Origin of the sequence: Pukyongiella litopenaei (assembly GCF_003008555.2) — a bacterium.
In the GTDB taxonomy this organism is placed as follows: Bacteria; Pseudomonadota; Alphaproteobacteria; order Rhodobacterales; family Rhodobacteraceae; genus Pukyongiella; species Pukyongiella litopenaei.
The window spans coordinates 1,265,131-1,282,646 of sequence record NZ_CP027665.1; the positions used below are offsets into that span (position 1 = coordinate 1,265,131).

Sequence of the window (17,516 nt, forward strand, 5' to 3'; positions counted from 1 at the left end):
TGTTCATTTCCGTCCTAGAATGGCCGCTGGCGGCCCTGTTGCAAGACCGCATACGGGGATGTGAAGCCCGGCTCGCCAGCCGGTGATCGCCCGTGAACGCGATCAGTCAAAGATATCCTCGATCGCGTCGAATGCCTCTTCCATGACCCTTGACAGCAACGACTTGCGCCGCTTGCGTTTCTTCTTTGATGCCGTGGCAAGGACGGCGGCCGGTGCCACGCGCCTGCCGGGGCGGGTGGCCTTCACCTTGCGCTTCGGGTTTGGCGTCACAACCAGTTCCCGGTCACCGGTGCGATCCTTGCGCAGCATCTTGAGATCGTGCAGCGGCGCGCCACAGGCGGAACAGGACAGTTCGTGCCGGGTCTTGCCTCTCAGCACCAGCGCCGCGCGGGTCCCGCAATAACAGCATGTCGCGATCTTGGTGGCATGGGGCATTGTCGGCATCCGGCGTTGGGTCCCGCCCGAGATATTGTCGCCCGCCGCCCGATTCAACGCCTGCCCGAACCGGGCGCGACCGTCCCGGCGGCAGCGTCAGGCCCGCGACGCGTATAGCGCGACCGCCGCCGCGTTCGAGACGTTGAGCGACCCGAACCCGCCGGCGGCATCGATCCGCACCAGCGCGTCGACCACCTCGCGCGTTTTGGCGCGCAGCCCCGGCCCCTCGGCGCCCAGCACCAGCGCCACCGGGCCGTCGCGGCGTCCGGCGATGGCCTCTTCGATGGTCTGGCCGGCCTCGCCATCCAGCCCCAGCACCAGGTAACCCATGCCCTGCAGCTCGGCGATGGTGTCGGCGAGATTGCGCACCCGCAGATAGGGCTGACGTTCGAGCGCGCCGCTGGCGGTCTTTGCCAGCGCCCCGGTTTCCGGTGCCGAATGATGCCGCGTGCCGATCACCGCCGAGGCCCCGAACACCTCGGCCGAGCGCAGGATCGCGCCCACGTTATGCGGGTCGGTCACGCGGTCGAGCAGCACCAGGCGCGGCGACGCCGCCCCGATCGCCACGTCGGCAACGCGCCCCCAGTCGAGCGGCCTGACCTCCAGCGCGGCACCCTGATGGACCGATCCCGGATCGACCGGCGCGGTGAACCTGCGCGCATCGGCCAGTTCGGGTTCGATCCCCGCCGCCGCGATCGCCTCGGCCAGCTTGTCGGCGGCGTTGCGGGTCACGATCAGGCGCAGCTTTTCGCGCCGGGGATTCGACAGCGCATCGCGCACCGCGTGCAGGCCGAACAGCCAGACCGTTTCCGCCGCCGACGCCTTGCGCGCGCGTTCCTTTTCGACGACCCATTTCGGCTTTTTCATCTCGCGCTCCCGCGTATCGCGCCACCCGGATTTTCCTGTTGACGCCCTATTGGCGCGCTTGTAATCACGCCTTCACGTCGGGCGCAATGCGCCAGGACCGTGGGCGACAGGCCGCAAGGTGTGGCAGGGGACTGTAACTCCCTCGCGGAGACGCACGCTTGGTTCGATTCCAAGGTCGCCCACCACTTCAATTCAAATAGTTACATGATATTCGGGTATTTGGGAAAATCGGCAGTGCCGGCTGGTCCCACATCTTGGTCCCACTTTCTTGTTCCGTTCATGTTCTATTCTCGGCGGATTTGAGCGGCTTTGGATAGCGCTTTGCGGCTCGCTTTCGCACGGTAGTAAGCGACCATTTCAGCGCTCTGACCAGTGACAGCCTGAATTTCTGCGTCCGACGCCCCCGCCTCCGCGAGCTGGATGATCGACAATTTGCGCAACCCGTGAAGGCTGTACGGCTTCGCCTTCTCGCCCAGGGATTTGCGCCAGGTTCGGAATGTTGTCTCCACCGCCTGGTAGGACAGCGGCTCTGTCAGGTTCTTTGGCAGCAAATGCGTGCCATTGATCGGGAGCGTTTCGATGAATTCACGGAGCGGCTGGGGGCAGTACACTTCGAGTTCCTTTTTACCCTTCTCGTCGCGGACGATCATCCACTCGCCCTGAAACTGGTCTCTGCGCATCGCCACCGCGGCACCTGGGCGCTGCCCGGTGCCGAGGATCAAACGGGCAAGGATTTGCACCCGATCCGGGGCGTTTGATAGGGCCTTGACCATCCACCCGGGCCACGGTTCGAATTCCCGCTGCTTGCCGAAATGATCTATGCCCTTTGCCGGATTTGGACCTAACGGCCAATCCATCTTTTCGGCGGCATAGTTCCAAAGCAAAGATACGGTTTGGAGCAGCCGATCAGCTTTTTTGGGCGTGGAGCTGAGTGCCTGGTGTGCTACGCGCAAGTCTTGCCGCGTGGTCGATTTCATCGACTTTCCACCATTGCTCTCGAGAATCATCTCCATAGGCGGGCGGTACGACTTCTTTGTGCTGGCTGCGAGTCTACCTTGTACACGAGGATCCTTGCGCCATGCCTCGATGCACCCTCGCCAAGTGTATTTGCCAGGCGTGACCTGGCGGCTGTGACGGCCCGCCTCGCATGCCCAGTATAGGCGGTCCAGTTCCTGAGCATTGCCCCGCCAATCCAGATGAATTGCTCTTTCTCGACGCTTGCCGTCCTCGGTCCAGGTCACCCGATGGAACGGGCGCCATCCGCTAGCTGCGCCTTTCCATACCCACTTTAGATGGGGTTTCGTGATCCTTGGCTTGGGTGGTCGTTTCATACGGCTATCGCAAACGCCTCTCTGGGCCGCGCGGCTTCACCGGTCAGGATAGCCTCAAGGTCCGAAACCATCCATCGCTTGTGTCCGCCGATGTCCTTTGGTCCAGGCAAGGCACCATTGGCGACGAGATCGCAAAAATCTCGGATGGTCATATCCAGCATGGCTGCCGCGGTCTTTTCGCCAACTGCGATCGGGCGTGTCAGATGTGCGTTCATGCAGCCCTCCTATGCCAAACCCCGTGCCCACGCGCGGATCAAATCTGCGTTCTTGCCCTCGACGCTCTCAAGTCGCGTGAGCAGCTCGTCTACCGCCCAATGAAGAGCGTCCTCTCGGCTCTTTGCGAAGTGGCCCCATTTGGGTCCTACTCGATAGCCGCTGCCGCGACCATCCGCATGGAAACTTACCGACCACATCCATAAGCCGTCGGTATGCCGGTGCAGTTCGATCCTTGCCCGGTCCCAAGCCATGCGCGGATGTGTCAGCCGTAGGGTTTCGTCGATCTCGCCCTGGATGACACCCAACGCATCGAAAACCGGCAAAGTGACCGGCGGCTCGCGCATGAGGTCGAGAAGATCCGTCATGCGGCTTCCACCGGTGTCTCGCTGATCTCACCCCAAGGATGGAGGTAGCGTCCAGCCTTGACCTTGCCGACTTTCATGTATCGGTGGCCGTCAACTTCGATCGAGGGCTTCGGACCCGCAAAGGGATTGTAGATAGCCTCATGCAGATACTCGCCCCATTGTTTGAAGAAGAACGGGACACCCGCATCCTTGCACTGGTAGGCGATGCTGCTCGGCCATTCCGGATGCATCGGCCGCGCGTTGGCGCCGCTTTCACCGCCACAGATCACCCAATCGACCGTCGCCTCATAGGGGCCGCCTGTATCTCGACAATAGCATTCACCGTTGGCCTCGGTGCAGTCGCTATCATGAAGATATGGCGCAATGCACACATGCTCGAGCAGCGGCTCCATGCTTAACCCCACCCAGGGAATGCCAAAGCGCGACTTGAGATCGAGCAACTTAGGAATATCACGATCGGCCTCGGCCTGAGTGACCACTGTGATCATTAAGCCGACATGCCGAGGCCATCCATAGTTGCGGCCATGCGCCCAATCGTAGGGAACGAGGTGCTCTACGTTGCCGATCCGCTTGGTCAAAAGCTGTATGCGGCAACTTCGGCTGGCTTCGATCTCTGCAAATGCAGGGGTCCGATAGCCATGCTCTGGCACGGCATTGTCGAAGATGTCCGAAAGGCTGGAGCAAAAGACACGCGGCCAGTGCCCATGCTCATGGCGAAAACTCTCAGCATCGCGGTTGATCTTATGGAGCTTCGCAAGCCCACTCTTTACCAACCGCCGAGGAGCGCCCGGACCCCAATGCGACCCGCCAGTGAACCGGACATCACGCGCCTCGGCATAACAGTTGTCGCAGCCAGGCCCGACTTTTTGGCATCCCTCCCAAAAGTTCACCGTGAAATCGGTCCACTCGATTTTCGTCTGATCAGTCATGCCGCCAGCCGCTTTTGGGCGTAGGCCTTCATCAGAACCTGAACGCTCTGGGAGAAAAGCAACTTGAAGCTCGTGCCACGATGCTCTGGCAGATCCTGTAAGGATCGGACGCGTCGTTCTGTGTCGCCCAGATCATGGTTGTCTAAGAATCCAGCAATAACCTCGGGCTTTCGCACACCGTTCATAGTCGCCGCTGGCACCAGTGCGCTAAGCCCGAATGAGTTGTAGTAGGACACCTGGTCCGCCACGAAACTCGCTTTGATACCTGCAAGCACCGCGAACAGATAAGGTGCGTTCCCAGCCTCGACATACTTGCGCACCAGCGTGACGCAAAATACCTCGCCAGGCGCCTTGGAAGCTGCATTCTTATTGTAGGGCATCAGGCGGCATCCGGCCTTAGCCACTACTGCGTCACATTCCACTGCCCAGCTTTCGAAACCGGCCAGCGCAGCCTTGTAGATCTGGTTTGGCGTCAGTGCGGTGACCGTGCCGTTGATTTCGGAAAAGGCCGCTGCCTCCTGCTGGGCGTCCAGTTCGACAATCAGGGCGGGCACCTCGATCACGCCGCGCAGCGCAGCCGCATGGGCCCGGTGCTGACCATCGATGATAGCAAACTGTCCTCCCGGCCGCCTCGACACCACCAGCGGCGAGAACTTTGACCAGTCGAACTGACTCGCGATCTTCTGAATGTTTTTCCGGCCGCGTCTTTCGATACCGCGCTGGTAGCTGCCATCTATCACCAGCGCATCGATGTCGACGAAATCCAGAAGCGGGAACGCCCCTTTCACCCCACCCGAAACGGGTTCCAGGCCAGAAACATCCACCTTTCGCAAACTCATAGCTCTGCCTCCTGTTCTTTGACTGCCTCGCAGGCTTTCCACGCAATCGACGTACTTTGCTCGACCCACAGATCCGGCTGACATTCTGGTCCGCGGTTCAGGATCGCCTTGGCGCCTCTGACCGGGTCCGGCAGGAATTCCGGCCCGAGGAACCGCCGCACCCTCAGCGCCGTCGCCAAGGGTTGCGCGAGCAGCTCCTTGAACGTGACCACCAGCACCGGCCCGCGCTTGCGCAGGGCTGCGATCGGCGGCGCCCGGTCGCGCTTCAGACTTCGTGCAAACGCCGACACGCTCGGGCCACCTCCGATCGACGCCATATCCGGCGTAAGCATCCGCAGCATCTTGATCTGGCTGCGCGCCTGGTCCTTCGGCGCGCGATCCAACCAGATTGTCCGCGACGTGATATCGACCGGAAGCCGCGACCTGGACGGGTCTATCCATTTCAGAACCCGGCCGCGCTGGGCACGGACCCATGCCACATCGGTCGTTCCCGGCCCGAGGCGGCAATCCTCGAAGGCCGGCGCCGGTCCGGCCACAGGCGCCCCGCCCGCCCAAAGCAGTTGCATCATCGCGGTTGTGCCGCAGCGCCCGAACCCCGCGACAAAGATGTTGTCAGCTTCGTTCATCACAACAGCCCCAGAATATCGGCCCACAGCAGCGCCCCGGCGATGGCGGCGGGCAGGATCCACCAGCCGGATATCCTGTCTGTGCCCCCACCGGCCGAGGGATATGGAGGAGTGGTGGCCGGTGGGGGCTGCTGCCGTCCGTGAGTGCGGGTCGGCAATTGCGGCGAACTGGTTGCAATGATCTCGTACTGACCGGGCTTCAGGCTGACCGATTTCGAGGTTTCGTCCCGAACTTCGATAATCCCGGTGCCAAACTGGCGACCCCGGACAGTTCCGTTTTCCGGGTGGTGCGAGGGCGACCGCTGGAACCGAACCTCAGTTCCGATTTCGGGCGGTGCGAAAACCTGTCCCTTCATGCGACCTCCGCTCGGTCATCGCCGGCCGCGTCAAGGATGTTTCGGGCACAGCGCATCCAGTTCTTTGCCAACTCGTCCACATCGTCGGCCATCGCGTAGACACCGAACAGTTCGACCGAGATCAGCAGCGGGTTATAGATGGGCGCTCCATCTCGGCCCCTGGCCTCGCTTGGCAGATCCCAGCGACCACCGTTGTTCAGGATCAGTTTCCGGAGCCGGGCAAGCCGCCGCTCAGGGTTGACCCGCTTGAGCAGTTCAATCGCGGCGGCGATCCGCGCCAGTTCAATTCGCGCCTTCATGTCGCCGCCCCCGCACAGTCGAGCTCGAGAATGCCTTCCTCGGTGATGCCCGCTGTGCGCATCGGCTTTCGTCCGATCCGCTCGACAAGGCCACGATGGTGGAGCGAGGAGACGACGACGCCGTGGTGTTCCCGGTCAAGGTCGGGGTGACCGCCGACCCATACCGGCCCCCGGTCCCCCGTCACCTCCTGCAAACCGCCATGGCTCAGGGACTTGTGCGCATCGATCAGGGCAGCGCGCTGGGCATGGTCGAGATCAGACATCGGCGATCTCCACCGGCATCCGTGCGAGCCGGTCCTGATCGACGATCAGACCGCGCTCCGACATCAGCGTCATCCATGCCAGCCGCCGCAACAGTGGCCGGTCGGCATATTGTTCGGGGTTCGCCACCACCTGGCGCGCATCGGCGCAGAATTGTGCGCTTGGCTCAGCCGCCGGTATCCGCGGGGGAATGAAATGCTGCATCGTCGCCTCCTTTGTTGTTGGAGGCAAGTAATCCGAATTTTGCGGATTCGTCAATCATAAAATCCGAAATTTCTGGATTATACTCGTCCGGACAGTTTACAGCAAATCACCCTTAGATGAGAATATATCGTGAACATTGGAGAATCAGTATGAGACTCTACGCCTGGATCGCAAAACCACTCCGGCTATTGGGAATAGATCTGAACTGGGTGTTTGACCCTGTTACTCAGTGGAGGCGGCGAGCTCAGCAAAGAGCCGCTCCTGAACATCCTGTGGGAGCTGAGCAAAATCACCATGAAGGATGAAGTTGAAGTCTATCCGATGCTGCCTGTGGTAGTAGCGCATCGTTATGGCGCTGGGTGCCCCTCGCATTTCCTGTGAGTTGAATGTGCTTTTCTTCAGACCAACCGCCTTGGCAACATCTTGCTGCTTCATGCCGACAGAGCTTCGGGCCGCCAGCAGCCGAGCCCGAACAGCTTCGGGAGAGATGTCACCGATCCGCGCGAGGCGCTCTTTGTGCTCAATATCCATGCCAACTCGATAGACCAAATCCGAAAAATTTGGTTTTTCTCTCTTTTGGATGTTGAAAATCCGCAATTTTCGGACTAATGCGGAAAGCATGACGGCGACACCACGAGATCTGATCGAAGCGCTGGGCGGCTATCGCGCGGTCGCGGCCCGTTTGGGCAAGCGACCGACCACGGTGCACACTCACATGCAGGCCGGGACCCTCCCGACCGCGTGGTATGACGCGCTTTGCCAGATGGCACGCGAGGCGAACATCCCGGAGCCGAAGCGGGAGCTCTTCTCCTTCCTCAAAATCCGCGAGGAAGCCGCATGAGAGCGGCCGGGTTTCCCATGCGGCATCCGCGCGTGCGAGTGGGCGGTGTGACCGGCGACAGCTGCGATCGCAAGAGAGTTGCTGTCCGCATCGAGAACGAGGACGGCAGCTATCACGGTCACCTCTCCTTCGCGATCGAGGACCTGGACACGCTGAATGACATGGTTGCTGATTTTGCGCCGACGCTTGCCCGGCTCTGGGAACAGAGGGGGGCTTAGCGTTGGTGCACCGGCTCCCATTCGGACAGATCTTCGGGCAGCCCGCATTCGGCGGGATCGAGCCCGCCGGGTGCGGTGAAGCAGTAGCCACGCACAAGGTCCTCATGCGCGCCCGCCGCAGAGATATAGTCGCCAAATGGCTGATCGTTCAGCGCAACGCGCCAGAAGCGACCAGTGTATCGGATCGACCAAAGGCCAAAGCGGTTGCGAAAGGCAAAAGCGATAACGGTATTCATCCCGTCTTATCTCCTTTCTGGGGGCGGGATGGATGCGCGCGGCGGGGCGGCTACCCCGTCGCGCATCCCGCGCGATTGACGACAGGCCAAGGCTCATCGGATTCGCGCGGGGCTTCCTCTGGCGGTTTCCCCGATGTGGGGCGGGCGTCAGCATGAACGGCGCACCTCAGTCTCCGGTCGTGATCTATGTGAACGGCTCTCCATACGGACAGTCTGCCCCGGCGGCGGGCGGACAATCGTTCGGAGAAACATCCGGAGAAAATTCCGGGCCGAAATCGCGTTTCGATCCCTACAAGGTTGCGCGGGAGTTCCCGCTCAGGTGGCAGGCTTATATCCGGGCCAGTTACCGCAGCGTCGGCCATGTGGTGCAGGTGTTCCAGGTCACTGAGAAGACGGCGCGAAACTGGTGGAACGGAGTGACCGGTGCCAACGGTGCCCATGTGGCCATCGCGGTCAACGAACACCCCGAACAGGCCCCCCTCATGCTGTTCGCGGCGGAGTGAACGCGATGGCCCGCCCCCTGCCCGCCAACCTCAACGGACAAAAGTCCGTATTTTTGTCCGGTTCAGTATCGGCTGCGCAGATAGGCGCCGAGATCAGACAGGTTGCGACCAGTCTGGAGGTTCTTGGTGGCCCGAATGTTGCTATCGAGAAATGTACGTGTTTCCTCACGCGTCTCACAGTAGGCTTCGATGTAAAGCCGGTCTCCCGCTATGTGGATCATCTCGGGACGGATCGTCCGGTTGGTTATCTCGCCTTCCCGATCAGCATATTCAATCTCAAACCGAATGTCGTCGGTAACCGGGCGGTTCAGGGCTTCGTCCCAAGTTGCGTAATTGCCGTTCTGCGGCGGGTCGGCGGTTTCAGTCCATTTCTGCGCTTCGATCCAAGGTTGGTGATACCACGGCTCGGTTTGTGCATCGGTCTTTCTCCTTCTGAGGAGTACCCACAGCCGCCAAACGCAGAAAACGACGAACGCGAAAACAACGAAGTCAACCAATTCAATTCCCCTCCGAATCTCTGCCGCCGGTTGAGGCGACCGGCGCAGCTTCGGAGGATTCCATCTGGCTGTCAAAGGTTTGACAGAACCCGAACCCGGGGCCGGAGAAGCCCCCAACACGGCAGAAAACCTATCATCGGAGCACGGACATGGAACTACGAGCAGCAGGTGGCTCGTGATGAAAGCCACCACCCTCCCCATTTTTGCCATCAATCCCGCGGCGCTGGGCGATGCCACGCTGGCTGATCTGTACCGGTGCCGCGCCGCGCTGGATGGTCTGGCCGGAGCTGTTCAGGCTGAACCGCTGGCCAAGAACACCATGGAGGTGATTTGGGAGATCATCCGCCACGCCCAATTGCGCCCGGCGCAATCGCCGCAAGACATCATCTGGAAATGGCTGATCCTCTTCGACGCAGGCTATCCCGTCGGTGACGAGGAAGTAGCCCAGATTTGCAGTGAAGCTCTGTTGTTTCTGGAGGCAAAACAACCAGAAATCGGAGGTAGGCCATGAGCCACGCCGCGACCAATTGGGCAATCAAGCAGCGCGGCATTTCGCCTGCCTCCAAGCTGGTGCTCTGGCATCTGTGTGACCGGTTCCACCCGGATCATGGCTGTTTCCCGTCACAGGCAACCCTTGCCCATGACTGCGAGATGAGCCGCCGGAGCGTGAACGATCATCTGGATCGGCTTGAGAATGCCGGGCTGATCCGCCGGATCCGGCAGCTGGATGAACGGACAAAGCGCCAGAAATCGACTCGCTACATCTTGGCCTTTGAGGACGATTTTGAGCAAGATGATGACGGTCCGTGTGCAAAATCTGCACACGGATCAAAAGAAGAACAAAGCAGCGAGCCGCGTGCAAAATCTGCACACGGAGCCGTGTGCAAATCCACGTCAAAGCCGTGTGCAAATTCACGTAAAAGCCGTGTGCAAAATTTGCACACTAACTCTGTAAAAGAACCAGTAATAGAACAGCGCGCGCGAGCCGAGACCATTCGCCAGCAACGCGCCAAGGCGATCCGCGAGGGGCAATCGTGGGTTGGCCGCCACATCTCGCCATCGGCGGCGCGGGAACTGGTCGACCTCCAGCTCGTCACCGCCGAACAGTGCCGGGCAGCGGGGGTGCAGCTATGACCTCGCCCCACGCCGATCCGGCCACGAACGGCGTTCGCTTTGGCAACGTCATCGTCACCGTCGACCTGGCAGCAGGCGATTGCGTGATCCGCGCCCAGCGCCCTGGTCCCGTCATGCCGGTGTCGCGCAGCACCCGGCTCCACAGTCTCGAAGAAATCCAGGGGGCCTATCAGGTCCAGATCGGTCTGGCCGCAACCGATCCCGTGGCCGGCGATATCGCCCGAGCCCTGAAATTCGCCGGCCAACAACTGAAAACACATCGGGAGGATCACCTATGAACAAGTTGCCTATCAGGGAAGCTAAGGGAATCGCCGAGCGGCACGGCTGGGATCAGGTGATCGTTGTCGCCCGAAAGGTGGGTGAGAACGGCTTTGAGCATGTTGTTACCTACGGTGTGGACGCGGCCCATTGCGAGGCTGCAGCCCGTGCAGGAATGGCGATCAAACACCATGTGATGAGGTGGCCCGCGTCGCTCTTCGATAGCGAACTTCGTGTTCTCAGCGTGGGCCGTGATGCAGATAACCCGCGGTCAATTTCGGTTGTGCTTTCTGAAGAGGTCTCAGACGACGATCTGCGCATGATCCACGAGTTTCTGAAACCGCCGACCTTCTCACCTGAGCGGGTTGCCGAAGGCGTTTAGGGGAGCGCACTAGATGAACATCGACTTCCAAAAGCTCCGCGTGGCCAATGTCGCGCGGCAGGTCGAATGGACCGGCAACGAACAGGCGGATATCGCCTTTCGCGCATTAGAGGTCGCCGACGAGGCCGGGGAAATCGCCGGGGCGGTGAAGAAGCTTCTTCGCGCCCAGCGCGGTATTTGCGGGTCGACCAAGAGCATCGAGGACGTGGCCGATGAGTTAGGTGACACAGTGATTGCCCTCGATCTGCTGGCGAATGAGTTTGGCGTTGATCTTCCGCCACCTGCATCGGCACACATCTTTGCAGGCAGCGAGCCGATCGAATTGGCGTTGGCGATCGATGCCGCCATCGGAAATCTAGTGCAGGGCGTTCTCGGATTTCTCGATCGGGTTGGTCGCATCCCCGATGACGACGAGGCTGGTGGCTACATCACCTCTCGGATGCAGACCGCCCTGCGCCTCCTCATTGGACTATCCGAGGCGCTGGGCATCGATGCCGGCCGGGCGGTCGCAGTAAAATTCAACAAGACCTCAGCCAAGTATCGGCTGAGCACACGGATGGAGGTCTGAATGTTGGACGCCTCGGACGAACGCAACAAGCAACTCGAGGCTTGGGCCGCTTCCGGCTCAACGGGTGCGTCGGCCAAGTGCATCGCCGCGCATCTTGCGGGCTTTGGCAAGGTCGATGGCTCGTACCCCCTTGATGCGGGCGATTTCGGGCGCTGCGAACGGTTGCTCGAAATGGTGCCTTCGCTGCGAGCCGATTTCGCGGCCATGGCAACTGTCAACGCCTATTGGTTCCAACTCGCTCACAAATGGGAGCAGATCAAGTCCGCGAGCGATCGAACGGCAGCGATCCGTGCCATTGTGCGACCGATCGAGGACGCCGACCCCGGGCACGTTCGGCTATCGGACACAGCTTCGGCGCGGTTTGTGGACCTGTCCAACGCCTCGCCGAGAATGAAGGAGACCGAAGCGGATCGGGAGGTTTCCGATAAGGCCTATCGCGTCGCCGCCGGGGAGCTGCGCAGCTTCATCGAACGGTTCGAACGGCTTGAGGCCGAGAAGAAGGACATTGCAGACGCTCAGAAGGAGGTCATGGCCGAGGCTAAGGCGCGCGGGTACGACACCAGGGTGATGCGCAAGGTGATCGCGCTGCGCAAGCGGGATCGTGACGACATCGCCGAGGAAGAGGCGGTCCTCGAGATGTACAAATCCGCGCTGGGCATGTGACCAATGGTCGGCACCGAAAGAATGACCGCTGCCGAACTCCGGGGGCGTCATGATCAGCCCAAGGGCCAGAAGTATGGCGCCCAGCGCGAGACGGTGGACGGCATCACGTTTGATTCCCGCAAGGAGGCCCGCCGCTATCAACAACTGCGCTTGCTGCTGCGGGCGGGCGACATTGCCGATCTGCGGCGGCAGGTCGCGATTGAGCTCGAAGGGCGCGACGGGCCGGTGCTGACCCGGACCGGCCGGCGGATGAAGATCACCGTGGATTTTGCCTACACCGATCTGCGCACGGGATTGACCGTCTACGAGGACGCCAAGGGCTTGCCAACTCGCGACTACGAAGTGCGCCGCGCTGTCGCTGCCGCGCAGGGCGTGGAGGTGATCGAGGTATGACCGCTCTGGCCAACTTCCTCGACCTGCGCCCACATGGCGGGTTCGGCATGATCATGGCCGACCCGCCTTGGCGCTTCGATCTGCGCTCGGAGGCAGGTGAGGAGAAGGCCCCGCAAGCGCATTATTCATGCGAGGACACCGCCGCGATCTGTGCCCTGCCAGTCGAAGCTATCGCGGCTACCGATTGCCTGCTGTGGCTGTGGGCGACGAACCCGATGCTGCCCGACGCCTTCCGCGTCATCGAGGCTTGGGGATTCGAGTACAAGACGGCCGGGACCTGGGTGAAGCGAACGACGCGGGGCAAGGACGCTTTTGGCACCGGCTATGTGCTGCGCAGTTCGAACGAACCGTTCCTGATCGCGACCCGCGGCGCCCCGAAGACGACGAAATCCACCAGATCGACGGTACCCACCTATGACGATGGGTTCCACGCGCTGGGCGATGGCCGCGACTGGCCTGCGGGGTCGATCACGATCGAGGCCAGGGCGCGCGAACACTCGCGCAAACCGGACGAAGCGTTCGAAGCCGCCGAGAACCTCATGCCAGAAGCCCGGCGTATCGAACTGTTCTCGCGGCAGACCCGACCCGGTTGGGCGACGTGGGGCAACGAGGCAACGAAGTTCAATGACGAATGAGCTTGCCCCTGCCCTGCCCGAAAGCGTGGCCGAGATCGCCGAGGTCATCGGGCGAGAGCAGGCATTGCATCTGATCGGGTCTCTGCCGCAGTCGGGGTCGCGCGCCTGGCGGATCTGCGTCTACATTCCGAAAAAGTTGCAGACCGTCGATCACCAGCTCGTGCGGATCCTTGGATACAACGACGCCCAAAAGATGGTTCGCGCCTTCTCCGGCATGATCCTGCAACCGTCGAACTGCCGCTTCCTTGTCCGGGCAGCGCGCAATCGCCGGATCCGCGAAATGGCGGCGGACGGCCACTCAATCACTGAAATCGCGCATGGTGTCGCTCTGTCGGCCTATCGGGTGCGTGAAATCCTGTCGGGGGACCCGCCAGAGGCAGAGACCGAGAGATCGGCGCATCGTGCCCGCAAACGGAGGGCCAGACGTTGACTGCTGCGAACTATCCAGCTTGCCTCGATCACATCAGGAAATGGGAAGGCGGCTATGTCGATCATCCCAGGGATCCCGGCGGCGCCACCAACTATGGGATTACAATCGGCACCTTGCGGGCCTGGCGAAAAGGGCCGGTTTCCAAGGCTGACGTTCGCAATCTGACCCTGCACGAGGCTGGCGAAATCTATCGGGCAAACTACTGGCGGGTTTTGAAGGGCGACGAACTGCCCGCGGGGCTGGACCTGGTTGCCTTCGATGCCGGCGTGAACTCCGGCCCGCGGCGTGGCGCACAGTGGCTGCAGCGCGGGCTTGGCGTCAGCGCAGATGGCGTAATCGGCCGTCAGACCAAGGCCGCAGCCCGGGCGGCAAGACCCCGCGTCGTAGTGATCCAGCGCGCCTGCGCGGCGCGGATGGGCTTTCTGCGCGGCCTGGGAAACTGGTCGACATTTGGCCGCGGATGGTCTCGCCGGGTGGCCGACACCGAAGCCACGGCGGTTGCCATGTGCGCACCTGACCGGCTCTCGACCGAAGCAAACAGCGCCGGCCGTGCAAGTCAGCAGCAGGGTGCAGCGGCGGCAGGATCGGTCGCCGGTGGTGGCGGCATAAGTCTGGCCGACTTACCCGGCTGGGCCGTTGACGCTGCGGTTATCGCTGGAATCGCGGTCGCTGCGGTGCTGGTGGCGCGGGCGGTGCACAACGCGCGCCGCAAGGCAGCCTATGCTTCCAAAATCGCGAAAGGAGCGTGACATGAGTAAGGTCTGGTGGAAATCCAAGACGCTGTGGTTCAATATCGTTTCTGCCGCGCTCGCGGTCTTGAACGAGTTGGCACCTGTGCTCGAACATCTGGCGCATGGTGGGTATGACGAGCAGACGGTGGCATCGGTCCGGGCAATCATCGCCCTGGCGCTGATCATCGGCAACTCGGTCCTGCGCCTTCTGACTACCGAGTCCGTGACACTCAGGAATCACTGATGTCAGGGGTAATTGCCTTTCTCATTCGGCTGGGGTTCGGCGGGATCGTCGACAAGGCTTTGATGCTTCTGGAACAAAAGGCAGAGCATGAGCGCGACGCCGAACGCCTGCGTACCCTCGCAACGGTCGAGATCGCCCGCGAGGCGGTGAAGGAAGCACAGACGCTCGCCGCGCTCAACAGGGCGAAATTCAGCTTTCCCGTGTTCTGGGCGTTCCTTGCCGTATCCCTCGCGCCCTCGCTGTTTTGGGCCGGGGCAGTGACGATCTACTCGGTGTTCTGGTGCGCCGACTGCGCCTTTGCGCAACCATGGACGATCGCCGCCCTACCCCCGCAGCTGGCCGACCTGTTCAGCCGGCAGATGGAGTGGTTGTTCTATGTCGGTTCGGGCGTTGCGGCATGGCACGGCGTAAGGGCAATCCGATGAGCCCGGCGGCGCGGGTCCTTCCGGCAGGGGTAACGCCAGTGGGTGCGCACGGTCGCAAAGAATCATTTGTGCGTGGGGCTCTGATTTAGGGCCTACTACTATTACTTCGGGCGGGTTGGCGCATGGGCAACAAGGTCGGTCGAGGCACCCTGCTGAACAGGACCCAGACGGCGGCCCTGTTCGGGATCGCCGCCACCACGCTGGACGATTGGGTCCGGCGCGGGTGCCCGGTCGTTGAACGCGGTTCGCGCGGCAAACGCTGGACCTTCAATTCCGCCGATGTCCACGCCTGGCGCGAACATGACATCCGGTCGGAGACGGCGGGCGTACAGCTTGCGACAAGCGACGAGCTGAAGCGAAGGAAGCTGGCCGCCGAAACCGGGGCGGCCGAGCTCGCCTATGCGCAGGCCGCCGAGCTGGTGGCGCCGGTCGAGCAGATCGAGCGCGCGATGGCAAAGGCCTTCGGCGAGGTGCGGGCGAATCTGCGCAATGTGCTGCCATCGCGGGCCGCGCGCCGGCTGATCGGAGAGACAAGCGAAACCCGGCTGAAGGCCGTGCTGCTGGAGGAGGTGGACCACGCGCTAGAAGCACTCGCGGACACCGATCTGATCGCCGAAGCCGATCTCGACCTATCCGACGACGAGGACGGGGACGAGGATTGAATGCGAGACCGCCCTTTGCCGCCAGCGCCGCCCCGCACCTCAGCGCCACCTTCGCGAATGCCGCGGCAGTTGTTCGTGCGGTCAGATTCGCCCAGCGTTTCCTAAGGCCGCCGCCGGACCTGGCGCCATCGGTTTGGGCGGAACAGAACGTCAGGATTCCGGTTGGCAACGCAGTCCCTGGCCTGATCCGGTTCGACAATGCCCCGTACCAGCGCGAACCGCTGGACATGATGGCCAATGCCGAATGCTCTCGCATCACGCTGATGTGGGGTGCCCAGGTGGGCAAGACCCAAACCGCCCTGTGCGGCCAGGCCTTCTTCATCGCTCAGGATCCCTGTTCCCAGATCATGATGCAACCAAGCCAGGGTGATCTGCACACCTGGCTGGAAACGAAGTTCAATCCGCTGGTCGAGGAGAACCCGACCCTGCAGGATGTGATTGCCAAGCCGCGTGGCCGCGACGGCGTGAACAATCAGCGCATGAAATCCTATCCCGGTGGTTTCATGATGTTCTCATGGTCAGGATCCCCGAAAACCATGCGCGGCCGATCGGCACCCAAGATCGTTTGCGACGAGACCGACGGCTACGACCGGACGAAGGAAGGACATCCGGTTGGTCTGTTGTGGCAGCGAGCCGCAACATTCGGCGATCAGCGTTTGCTGGTGGAGATCAGCACCCCGACGATCAAAGGCGCCAGCTGGATCGAGGCCGCATTCCTCGAGGGAGACCAGCGCCGATTTCAAATCGCCTGCCCGCATTGCGGAAGCCACCAGGTGTTGAATTGGGCCGGGGTCTGCTGGGACAAGAACCCGGACGGCGAACACCTGCCCGAAACCGCACATTACGTATGTGCGGAGAACGGGTGTGTGATCTCAGACGGTGAGAGGATCGCAGCCATTCGATCGGCGGAACGTCAAGGGGCGGGCTGGAAACCCTCCCGCCCCTTCCGGGGACATGCCTCCTATCATATCAACGAACTCTATTCCTGCTTTCGACGATTGCAGGATATCGTCCAGTCCTTCCTGGACAAGAAAGCCGCCAATGATTTGCAGACCTTCACAAACGTGTCGCTCGCCGAGACGTGGGTGGAAGAAGCCGAGGAAATCGCGGCCGACAAGCTGATGAAACGGGCGACGTCCTACGCCGCTCAGGTGCCAGCAGATGTCGGTGTTCTCACAGCGGGCGTCGATATGCAGGAAGATCGTCTGGAAATCGAGGTTGTCGGCTGGGGGCTGGGCGAAACCAGCTGGAATATCGATTACAAGGTGATCTGGGGCGATCCGACGCAAGGTGAAATCTGGTCGGAGCTGTTCGATTATCTGGGCGAAACATTTCGGCATGAGCACGGGGCCGATCTGCGAATTGTCGCTACCTGCGTCGATACAGGCGGCTCGAAAGGCCTCACCCAATCCGCATACGAAAACCTTGCGGGCAAGCACCGAAGCCGCATCTTTGCGATCAAGGGCAAAGGTGGTTGGGATCGCCCCGTCGTTTCCGCACCGAAACCGACGAAATCAGGGCGCAAGGGGCGGCCTGTGAAACTGTTCACGGTTGGCACCGACGAAGCAAAGCTGGTTATCGCCAAACGGTTCAATCTCGAGACCGGACCAGGTTCATGCGTATTTTCGACCGAGCGTGATGTCGAGTATTTCGAGCAGCTCACTGCAGAGCGACTCGTAACCAAATGGATCCGAGGATTTCCGGTTCGCGAATGGCACAAGGCGCGGGATCGAAACGAGGCCCTGGACTGCCGGGTCTATGCCTATGCAGCGCTCAAAATCGCGCGCCCAGACATCGCCAAACGCCTGGCACGCCTGGCACCTGCCAAGGACGGTGAGCCCGCTCTGGACGAAGCAGCGGCGGGGGAACCGCCAGAGGAAGAACAGACCCAGCCTCGCAAGACTAGGCGTCGAAGGGCCCGCCGTCCCCGTGGCAGTGGCCGCAGGCGCAGAGGTGACGGTTGGTAGA

General features: G+C 61.6%; 32 protein-coding genes and 1 tRNA gene. 18 read left to right on the forward strand and 15 right to left on the reverse strand.

What is annotated here, in order from left to right; all coding sequences use genetic code 11:
- Positions 1-102: 102 nt before the first annotated feature.
- Complete coding sequence (locus tag C6Y53_RS06325; protein WP_106471667.1) at positions 103-435, reverse strand: hypothetical protein; 333 nt, start codon at positions 433-435, stop codon at positions 103-105.
- 96 nt (positions 436-531) lie between these two features.
- Positions 532-1,302: a 23S rRNA (guanosine(2251)-2'-O)-methyltransferase RlmB gene (gene rlmB / locus C6Y53_RS06330; protein ID WP_106471668.1), complete on the reverse strand. Its 771-nt coding sequence runs from the start codon at positions 1,300-1,302 to the stop codon at positions 532-534.
- A 101-nt stretch (positions 1,303-1,403) separates the two neighbouring features.
- Here rlmB and C6Y53_RS06335 point away from each other — a divergent pair.
- A tRNA-Tyr gene (locus C6Y53_RS06335) sits at positions 1,404-1,487 on the forward strand.
- A 99-nt stretch (positions 1,488-1,586) separates the two neighbouring features.
- On the opposite strand, the gene C6Y53_RS06340 is transcribed toward C6Y53_RS06335, so the two are convergent.
- The 11 genes from C6Y53_RS06340 to C6Y53_RS06385 all read right to left on the reverse strand — a co-directional run bounded on the left by C6Y53_RS06340 (position 1,587) and on the right by C6Y53_RS06385 (position 7,349).
- A complete protein-coding gene (locus tag C6Y53_RS06340; RefSeq protein WP_211299477.1) occupies positions 1,587-2,279 on the reverse strand; it encodes a tyrosine-type recombinase/integrase in 693 nt (230 codons plus the stop codon).
- 350 nt (positions 2,280-2,629) lie between these two features.
- Complete coding sequence (locus C6Y53_RS06345; protein ID WP_106471670.1) at positions 2,630-2,848, reverse strand: hypothetical protein; 219 nt, start codon at positions 2,846-2,848, stop codon at positions 2,630-2,632.
- A gap of 9 nt (positions 2,849-2,857) precedes the next feature.
- Entirely contained in the window at positions 2,858-3,214 is a 357-nt protein-coding gene (locus tag C6Y53_RS06350) for a hypothetical protein (RefSeq protein WP_106471671.1), read from the reverse strand.
- A complete protein-coding gene (locus C6Y53_RS06355; RefSeq protein WP_106471672.1) occupies positions 3,211-4,143 on the reverse strand; it encodes a DUF5131 family protein in 933 nt (310 codons plus the stop codon). The genes C6Y53_RS06350 and C6Y53_RS06355 overlap by 4 nt, the downstream gene beginning before the upstream one ends.
- On the reverse strand, positions 4,140-4,982 hold the full coding sequence (locus C6Y53_RS20960; protein WP_211299478.1) for a DUF6551 family protein: 843 nt from the start codon (positions 4,980-4,982) through the stop codon (positions 4,140-4,142). Before C6Y53_RS20960 ends, C6Y53_RS06355 begins: the two co-directional genes overlap by 4 nt.
- On the reverse strand, positions 4,979-5,608 hold the full coding sequence (locus tag C6Y53_RS20965; RefSeq protein WP_211299479.1) for a hypothetical protein: 630 nt from the start codon (positions 5,606-5,608) through the stop codon (positions 4,979-4,981). Before C6Y53_RS20965 ends, C6Y53_RS20960 begins: the two co-directional genes overlap by 4 nt.
- On the reverse strand, positions 5,608-5,964 hold the full coding sequence (locus tag C6Y53_RS06365; RefSeq protein WP_106471674.1) for a hypothetical protein: 357 nt from the start codon (positions 5,962-5,964) through the stop codon (positions 5,608-5,610). Before C6Y53_RS06365 ends, C6Y53_RS20965 begins: the two co-directional genes overlap by 1 nt.
- A complete protein-coding gene (locus tag C6Y53_RS06370; RefSeq protein ID WP_106471675.1) occupies positions 5,961-6,263 on the reverse strand; it encodes a hypothetical protein in 303 nt (100 codons plus the stop codon). The genes C6Y53_RS06365 and C6Y53_RS06370 overlap by 4 nt, the downstream gene beginning before the upstream one ends.
- On the reverse strand, positions 6,260-6,526 hold the full coding sequence (locus tag C6Y53_RS06375) for a hypothetical protein (protein ID WP_106471676.1): 267 nt from the start codon (positions 6,524-6,526) through the stop codon (positions 6,260-6,262). The genes C6Y53_RS06370 and C6Y53_RS06375 overlap by 4 nt, the downstream gene beginning before the upstream one ends.
- Positions 6,519-6,728, reverse strand: a complete 210-nt coding sequence (locus tag C6Y53_RS06380) for a hypothetical protein (RefSeq protein WP_106471677.1) — start codon at positions 6,726-6,728, stop codon at positions 6,519-6,521. The genes C6Y53_RS06375 and C6Y53_RS06380 overlap by 8 nt, the downstream gene beginning before the upstream one ends.
- A gap of 222 nt (positions 6,729-6,950) precedes the next feature.
- Positions 6,951-7,349, reverse strand: a complete 399-nt coding sequence (locus tag C6Y53_RS06385) for an XRE family transcriptional regulator (protein ID WP_149615469.1) — start codon at positions 7,347-7,349, stop codon at positions 6,951-6,953.
- Here C6Y53_RS06385 and C6Y53_RS06390 point away from each other — a divergent pair.
- Positions 7,348-7,569: a carph-isopro domain-containing protein gene (locus C6Y53_RS06390; protein WP_149615470.1), complete on the forward strand. Its 222-nt coding sequence runs from the start codon at positions 7,348-7,350 to the stop codon at positions 7,567-7,569. The genes C6Y53_RS06385 and C6Y53_RS06390 overlap by 2 nt on opposite strands.
- The gene (locus C6Y53_RS06395; protein WP_106471680.1) at positions 7,566-7,787 is read left to right on the forward strand and encodes a hypothetical protein; all 222 of its coding nucleotides are present in this window, start codon (positions 7,566-7,568) and stop codon (positions 7,785-7,787) included. The genes C6Y53_RS06390 and C6Y53_RS06395 overlap by 4 nt, the downstream gene beginning before the upstream one ends.
- Here C6Y53_RS06395 and C6Y53_RS06400 read toward each other — a convergent pair.
- Positions 7,784-8,023 carry a hypothetical protein gene (locus C6Y53_RS06400; protein ID WP_106471681.1) on the reverse strand — a complete coding sequence of 80 codons (240 nt, stop codon included), beginning with the start codon at positions 8,021-8,023 and terminating at the stop codon, positions 7,784-7,786. The two genes, C6Y53_RS06395 and C6Y53_RS06400, sit on opposite strands and share 4 nt — an antisense overlap.
- Before the next feature lie 152 nt (positions 8,024-8,175).
- Here C6Y53_RS06400 and C6Y53_RS06405 point away from each other — a divergent pair, with 152 nt between their 5' ends.
- The gene (locus C6Y53_RS06405; RefSeq protein WP_149615471.1) at positions 8,176-8,526 is read left to right on the forward strand and encodes a hypothetical protein; all 351 of its coding nucleotides are present in this window, start codon (positions 8,176-8,178) and stop codon (positions 8,524-8,526) included.
- Between the two features lie 62 nt (positions 8,527-8,588).
- Here the strand turns inward: C6Y53_RS06405 and C6Y53_RS06410 are convergent, their stop codons facing one another.
- Positions 8,589-9,023, reverse strand: a complete 435-nt coding sequence (locus C6Y53_RS06410; RefSeq protein ID WP_106471683.1) for a WYL domain-containing protein — start codon at positions 9,021-9,023, stop codon at positions 8,589-8,591.
- A 178-nt stretch (positions 9,024-9,201) separates the two neighbouring features.
- Between C6Y53_RS06410 and C6Y53_RS06415 the strand changes: the two genes are divergently transcribed.
- The 14 genes from C6Y53_RS06415 to C6Y53_RS06480 all read left to right on the forward strand — a co-directional run bounded on the left by C6Y53_RS06415 (position 9,202) and on the right by C6Y53_RS06480 (position 17,515).
- The gene (locus tag C6Y53_RS06415; RefSeq protein WP_106471684.1) at positions 9,202-9,534 is read left to right on the forward strand and encodes a hypothetical protein; all 333 of its coding nucleotides are present in this window, start codon (positions 9,202-9,204) and stop codon (positions 9,532-9,534) included.
- The gene (locus C6Y53_RS06420) at positions 9,531-10,157 is read left to right on the forward strand and encodes a helix-turn-helix domain-containing protein (protein ID WP_106471685.1); all 627 of its coding nucleotides are present in this window, start codon (positions 9,531-9,533) and stop codon (positions 10,155-10,157) included. The genes C6Y53_RS06415 and C6Y53_RS06420 overlap by 4 nt, the downstream gene beginning before the upstream one ends.
- Positions 10,154-10,435, forward strand: a complete 282-nt coding sequence (locus tag C6Y53_RS06425; RefSeq protein WP_106471686.1) for a hypothetical protein — start codon at positions 10,154-10,156, stop codon at positions 10,433-10,435. Before C6Y53_RS06420 ends, C6Y53_RS06425 begins: the two co-directional genes overlap by 4 nt.
- Positions 10,432-10,797 (forward strand): hypothetical protein, encoded by a 366-nt coding sequence (locus C6Y53_RS20970; protein WP_211299480.1) that lies wholly within the window; start codon positions 10,432-10,434, stop codon positions 10,795-10,797. Before C6Y53_RS06425 ends, C6Y53_RS20970 begins: the two co-directional genes overlap by 4 nt.
- A gap of 13 nt (positions 10,798-10,810) precedes the next feature.
- The gene (locus C6Y53_RS06435) at positions 10,811-11,365 is read left to right on the forward strand and encodes a MazG-like family protein (RefSeq protein ID WP_106471687.1); all 555 of its coding nucleotides are present in this window, start codon (positions 10,811-10,813) and stop codon (positions 11,363-11,365) included.
- A gap of 390 nt (positions 11,366-11,755) precedes the next feature.
- Entirely contained in the window at positions 11,756-12,028 is a 273-nt protein-coding gene (locus tag C6Y53_RS06440) for a DUF2312 domain-containing protein (RefSeq protein WP_106473980.1), read from the forward strand.
- 3 nt (positions 12,029-12,031) lie between these two features.
- On the forward strand, positions 12,032-12,421 hold the full coding sequence (locus C6Y53_RS06445; protein ID WP_106471688.1) for a DUF1064 domain-containing protein: 390 nt from the start codon (positions 12,032-12,034) through the stop codon (positions 12,419-12,421).
- Positions 12,418-13,056: an MT-A70 family methyltransferase gene (locus C6Y53_RS06450; protein ID WP_106471689.1), complete on the forward strand. Its 639-nt coding sequence runs from the start codon at positions 12,418-12,420 to the stop codon at positions 13,054-13,056. The genes C6Y53_RS06445 and C6Y53_RS06450 overlap by 4 nt, the downstream gene beginning before the upstream one ends.
- Positions 13,046-13,486: a hypothetical protein gene (locus tag C6Y53_RS06455; protein WP_106471690.1), complete on the forward strand. Its 441-nt coding sequence runs from the start codon at positions 13,046-13,048 to the stop codon at positions 13,484-13,486. The genes C6Y53_RS06450 and C6Y53_RS06455 overlap by 11 nt, the downstream gene beginning before the upstream one ends.
- Positions 13,483-14,235 carry a glycoside hydrolase family 108 protein gene (locus C6Y53_RS06460; RefSeq protein WP_244614953.1) on the forward strand — a complete coding sequence of 251 codons (753 nt, stop codon included), beginning with the start codon at positions 13,483-13,485 and terminating at the stop codon, positions 14,233-14,235. Before C6Y53_RS06455 ends, C6Y53_RS06460 begins: the two co-directional genes overlap by 4 nt.
- Before the next feature lies 1 nt (position 14,236).
- Positions 14,237-14,461, forward strand: coding sequence for a hypothetical protein (locus C6Y53_RS06465; protein WP_106471691.1), 225 nt, complete (start codon positions 14,237-14,239; stop codon positions 14,459-14,461).
- On the forward strand, positions 14,461-14,886 hold the full coding sequence (locus C6Y53_RS06470) for a hypothetical protein (protein ID WP_106471692.1): 426 nt from the start codon (positions 14,461-14,463) through the stop codon (positions 14,884-14,886). Before C6Y53_RS06465 ends, C6Y53_RS06470 begins: the two co-directional genes overlap by 1 nt.
- Positions 14,887-15,008: 122 nt before the next feature.
- Positions 15,009-15,548, forward strand: coding sequence for a terminase small subunit (locus tag C6Y53_RS06475; protein WP_106471693.1), 540 nt, complete (start codon positions 15,009-15,011; stop codon positions 15,546-15,548).
- Positions 15,545-17,515 carry a phage terminase large subunit family protein gene (locus C6Y53_RS06480; protein ID WP_106471694.1) on the forward strand — a complete coding sequence of 657 codons (1,971 nt, stop codon included), beginning with the start codon at positions 15,545-15,547 and terminating at the stop codon, positions 17,513-17,515. Before C6Y53_RS06475 ends, C6Y53_RS06480 begins: the two co-directional genes overlap by 4 nt.
- Position 17,516: the final 1 nt, after the last annotated feature.

Excerpts from the sequence above, each read along its gene's own strand:
- C6Y53_RS06325 (WP_106471667.1), bottom strand. The coding sequence starts at position 435 with ATGCCCCATGCCACCAAGATCGCGACATGCTGTTATTGCGGGACCCGC.
- rlmB (WP_106471668.1), bottom strand. The coding sequence starts at position 1,302 with ATGAAAAAGCCGAAATGGGTCGTCGAAAAGGAACGCGCGCGCAAGGCG.
- C6Y53_RS06475 (WP_106471693.1), top strand. The coding sequence starts at position 15,009 with ATGGGCAACAAGGTCGGTCGAGGCACCCTGCTGAACAGGACCCAGACG.
- C6Y53_RS06435 (WP_106471687.1), top strand. The coding sequence starts at position 10,811 with ATGAACATCGACTTCCAAAAGCTCCGCGTGGCCAATGTCGCGCGGCAG.
- C6Y53_RS06340 (WP_211299477.1), bottom strand. The coding sequence starts at position 2,279 with ATGAAATCGACCACGCGGCAAGACTTGCGCGTAGCACACCAGGCACTC.
- C6Y53_RS20965 (WP_211299479.1), bottom strand. The coding sequence starts at position 5,608 with ATGAACGAAGCTGACAACATCTTTGTCGCGGGGTTCGGGCGCTGCGGC.
- C6Y53_RS06415 (WP_106471684.1), top strand. The coding sequence starts at position 9,202 with ATGAAAGCCACCACCCTCCCCATTTTTGCCATCAATCCCGCGGCGCTG.
- C6Y53_RS06390 (WP_149615470.1), top strand. The coding sequence starts at position 7,348 with ATGACGGCGACACCACGAGATCTGATCGAAGCGCTGGGCGGCTATCGC.
- C6Y53_RS06395 (WP_106471680.1), top strand. The coding sequence starts at position 7,566 with ATGAGAGCGGCCGGGTTTCCCATGCGGCATCCGCGCGTGCGAGTGGGC.
- C6Y53_RS06420 (WP_106471685.1), top strand. The coding sequence starts at position 9,531 with ATGAGCCACGCCGCGACCAATTGGGCAATCAAGCAGCGCGGCATTTCG.
- C6Y53_RS06380 (WP_106471677.1), bottom strand. The coding sequence starts at position 6,728 with ATGCAGCATTTCATTCCCCCGCGGATACCGGCGGCTGAGCCAAGCGCA.
- C6Y53_RS06350 (WP_106471671.1), bottom strand. The coding sequence starts at position 3,214 with ATGACGGATCTTCTCGACCTCATGCGCGAGCCGCCGGTCACTTTGCCG.
- C6Y53_RS06375 (WP_106471676.1), bottom strand. The coding sequence starts at position 6,526 with ATGTCTGATCTCGACCATGCCCAGCGCGCTGCCCTGATCGATGCGCAC.
- C6Y53_RS06465 (WP_106471691.1), top strand. The coding sequence starts at position 14,237 with ATGAGTAAGGTCTGGTGGAAATCCAAGACGCTGTGGTTCAATATCGTT.
- C6Y53_RS06365 (WP_106471674.1), bottom strand. The coding sequence starts at position 5,964 with ATGAAGGGACAGGTTTTCGCACCGCCCGAAATCGGAACTGAGGTTCGG.
- C6Y53_RS06440 (WP_106473980.1), top strand. The coding sequence starts at position 11,756 with ATGAAGGAGACCGAAGCGGATCGGGAGGTTTCCGATAAGGCCTATCGC.
- C6Y53_RS06405 (WP_149615471.1), top strand. The coding sequence starts at position 8,176 with ATGAACGGCGCACCTCAGTCTCCGGTCGTGATCTATGTGAACGGCTCT.
- C6Y53_RS20960 (WP_211299478.1), bottom strand. The coding sequence starts at position 4,982 with ATGAGTTTGCGAAAGGTGGATGTTTCTGGCCTGGAACCCGTTTCGGGT.
- C6Y53_RS06455 (WP_106471690.1), top strand. The coding sequence starts at position 13,046 with ATGACGAATGAGCTTGCCCCTGCCCTGCCCGAAAGCGTGGCCGAGATC.
- C6Y53_RS06345 (WP_106471670.1), bottom strand. The coding sequence starts at position 2,848 with ATGAACGCACATCTGACACGCCCGATCGCAGTTGGCGAAAAGACCGCG.
- C6Y53_RS06445 (WP_106471688.1), top strand. The coding sequence starts at position 12,032 with ATGGTCGGCACCGAAAGAATGACCGCTGCCGAACTCCGGGGGCGTCAT.
- C6Y53_RS06425 (WP_106471686.1), top strand. The coding sequence starts at position 10,154 with ATGACCTCGCCCCACGCCGATCCGGCCACGAACGGCGTTCGCTTTGGC.
- C6Y53_RS06400 (WP_106471681.1), bottom strand. The coding sequence starts at position 8,023 with ATGAATACCGTTATCGCTTTTGCCTTTCGCAACCGCTTTGGCCTTTGG.
- C6Y53_RS06450 (WP_106471689.1), top strand. The coding sequence starts at position 12,418 with ATGACCGCTCTGGCCAACTTCCTCGACCTGCGCCCACATGGCGGGTTC.
- C6Y53_RS06470 (WP_106471692.1), top strand. The coding sequence starts at position 14,461 with ATGTCAGGGGTAATTGCCTTTCTCATTCGGCTGGGGTTCGGCGGGATC.
- C6Y53_RS06385 (WP_149615469.1), bottom strand. The coding sequence starts at position 7,349 with ATGCTTTCCGCATTAGTCCGAAAATTGCGGATTTTCAACATCCAAAAG.
- C6Y53_RS20970 (WP_211299480.1), top strand. The coding sequence starts at position 10,432 with ATGAACAAGTTGCCTATCAGGGAAGCTAAGGGAATCGCCGAGCGGCAC.
- C6Y53_RS06355 (WP_106471672.1), bottom strand. The coding sequence starts at position 4,143 with ATGACTGATCAGACGAAAATCGAGTGGACCGATTTCACGGTGAACTTT.
- C6Y53_RS06370 (WP_106471675.1), bottom strand. The coding sequence starts at position 6,263 with ATGAAGGCGCGAATTGAACTGGCGCGGATCGCCGCCGCGATTGAACTG.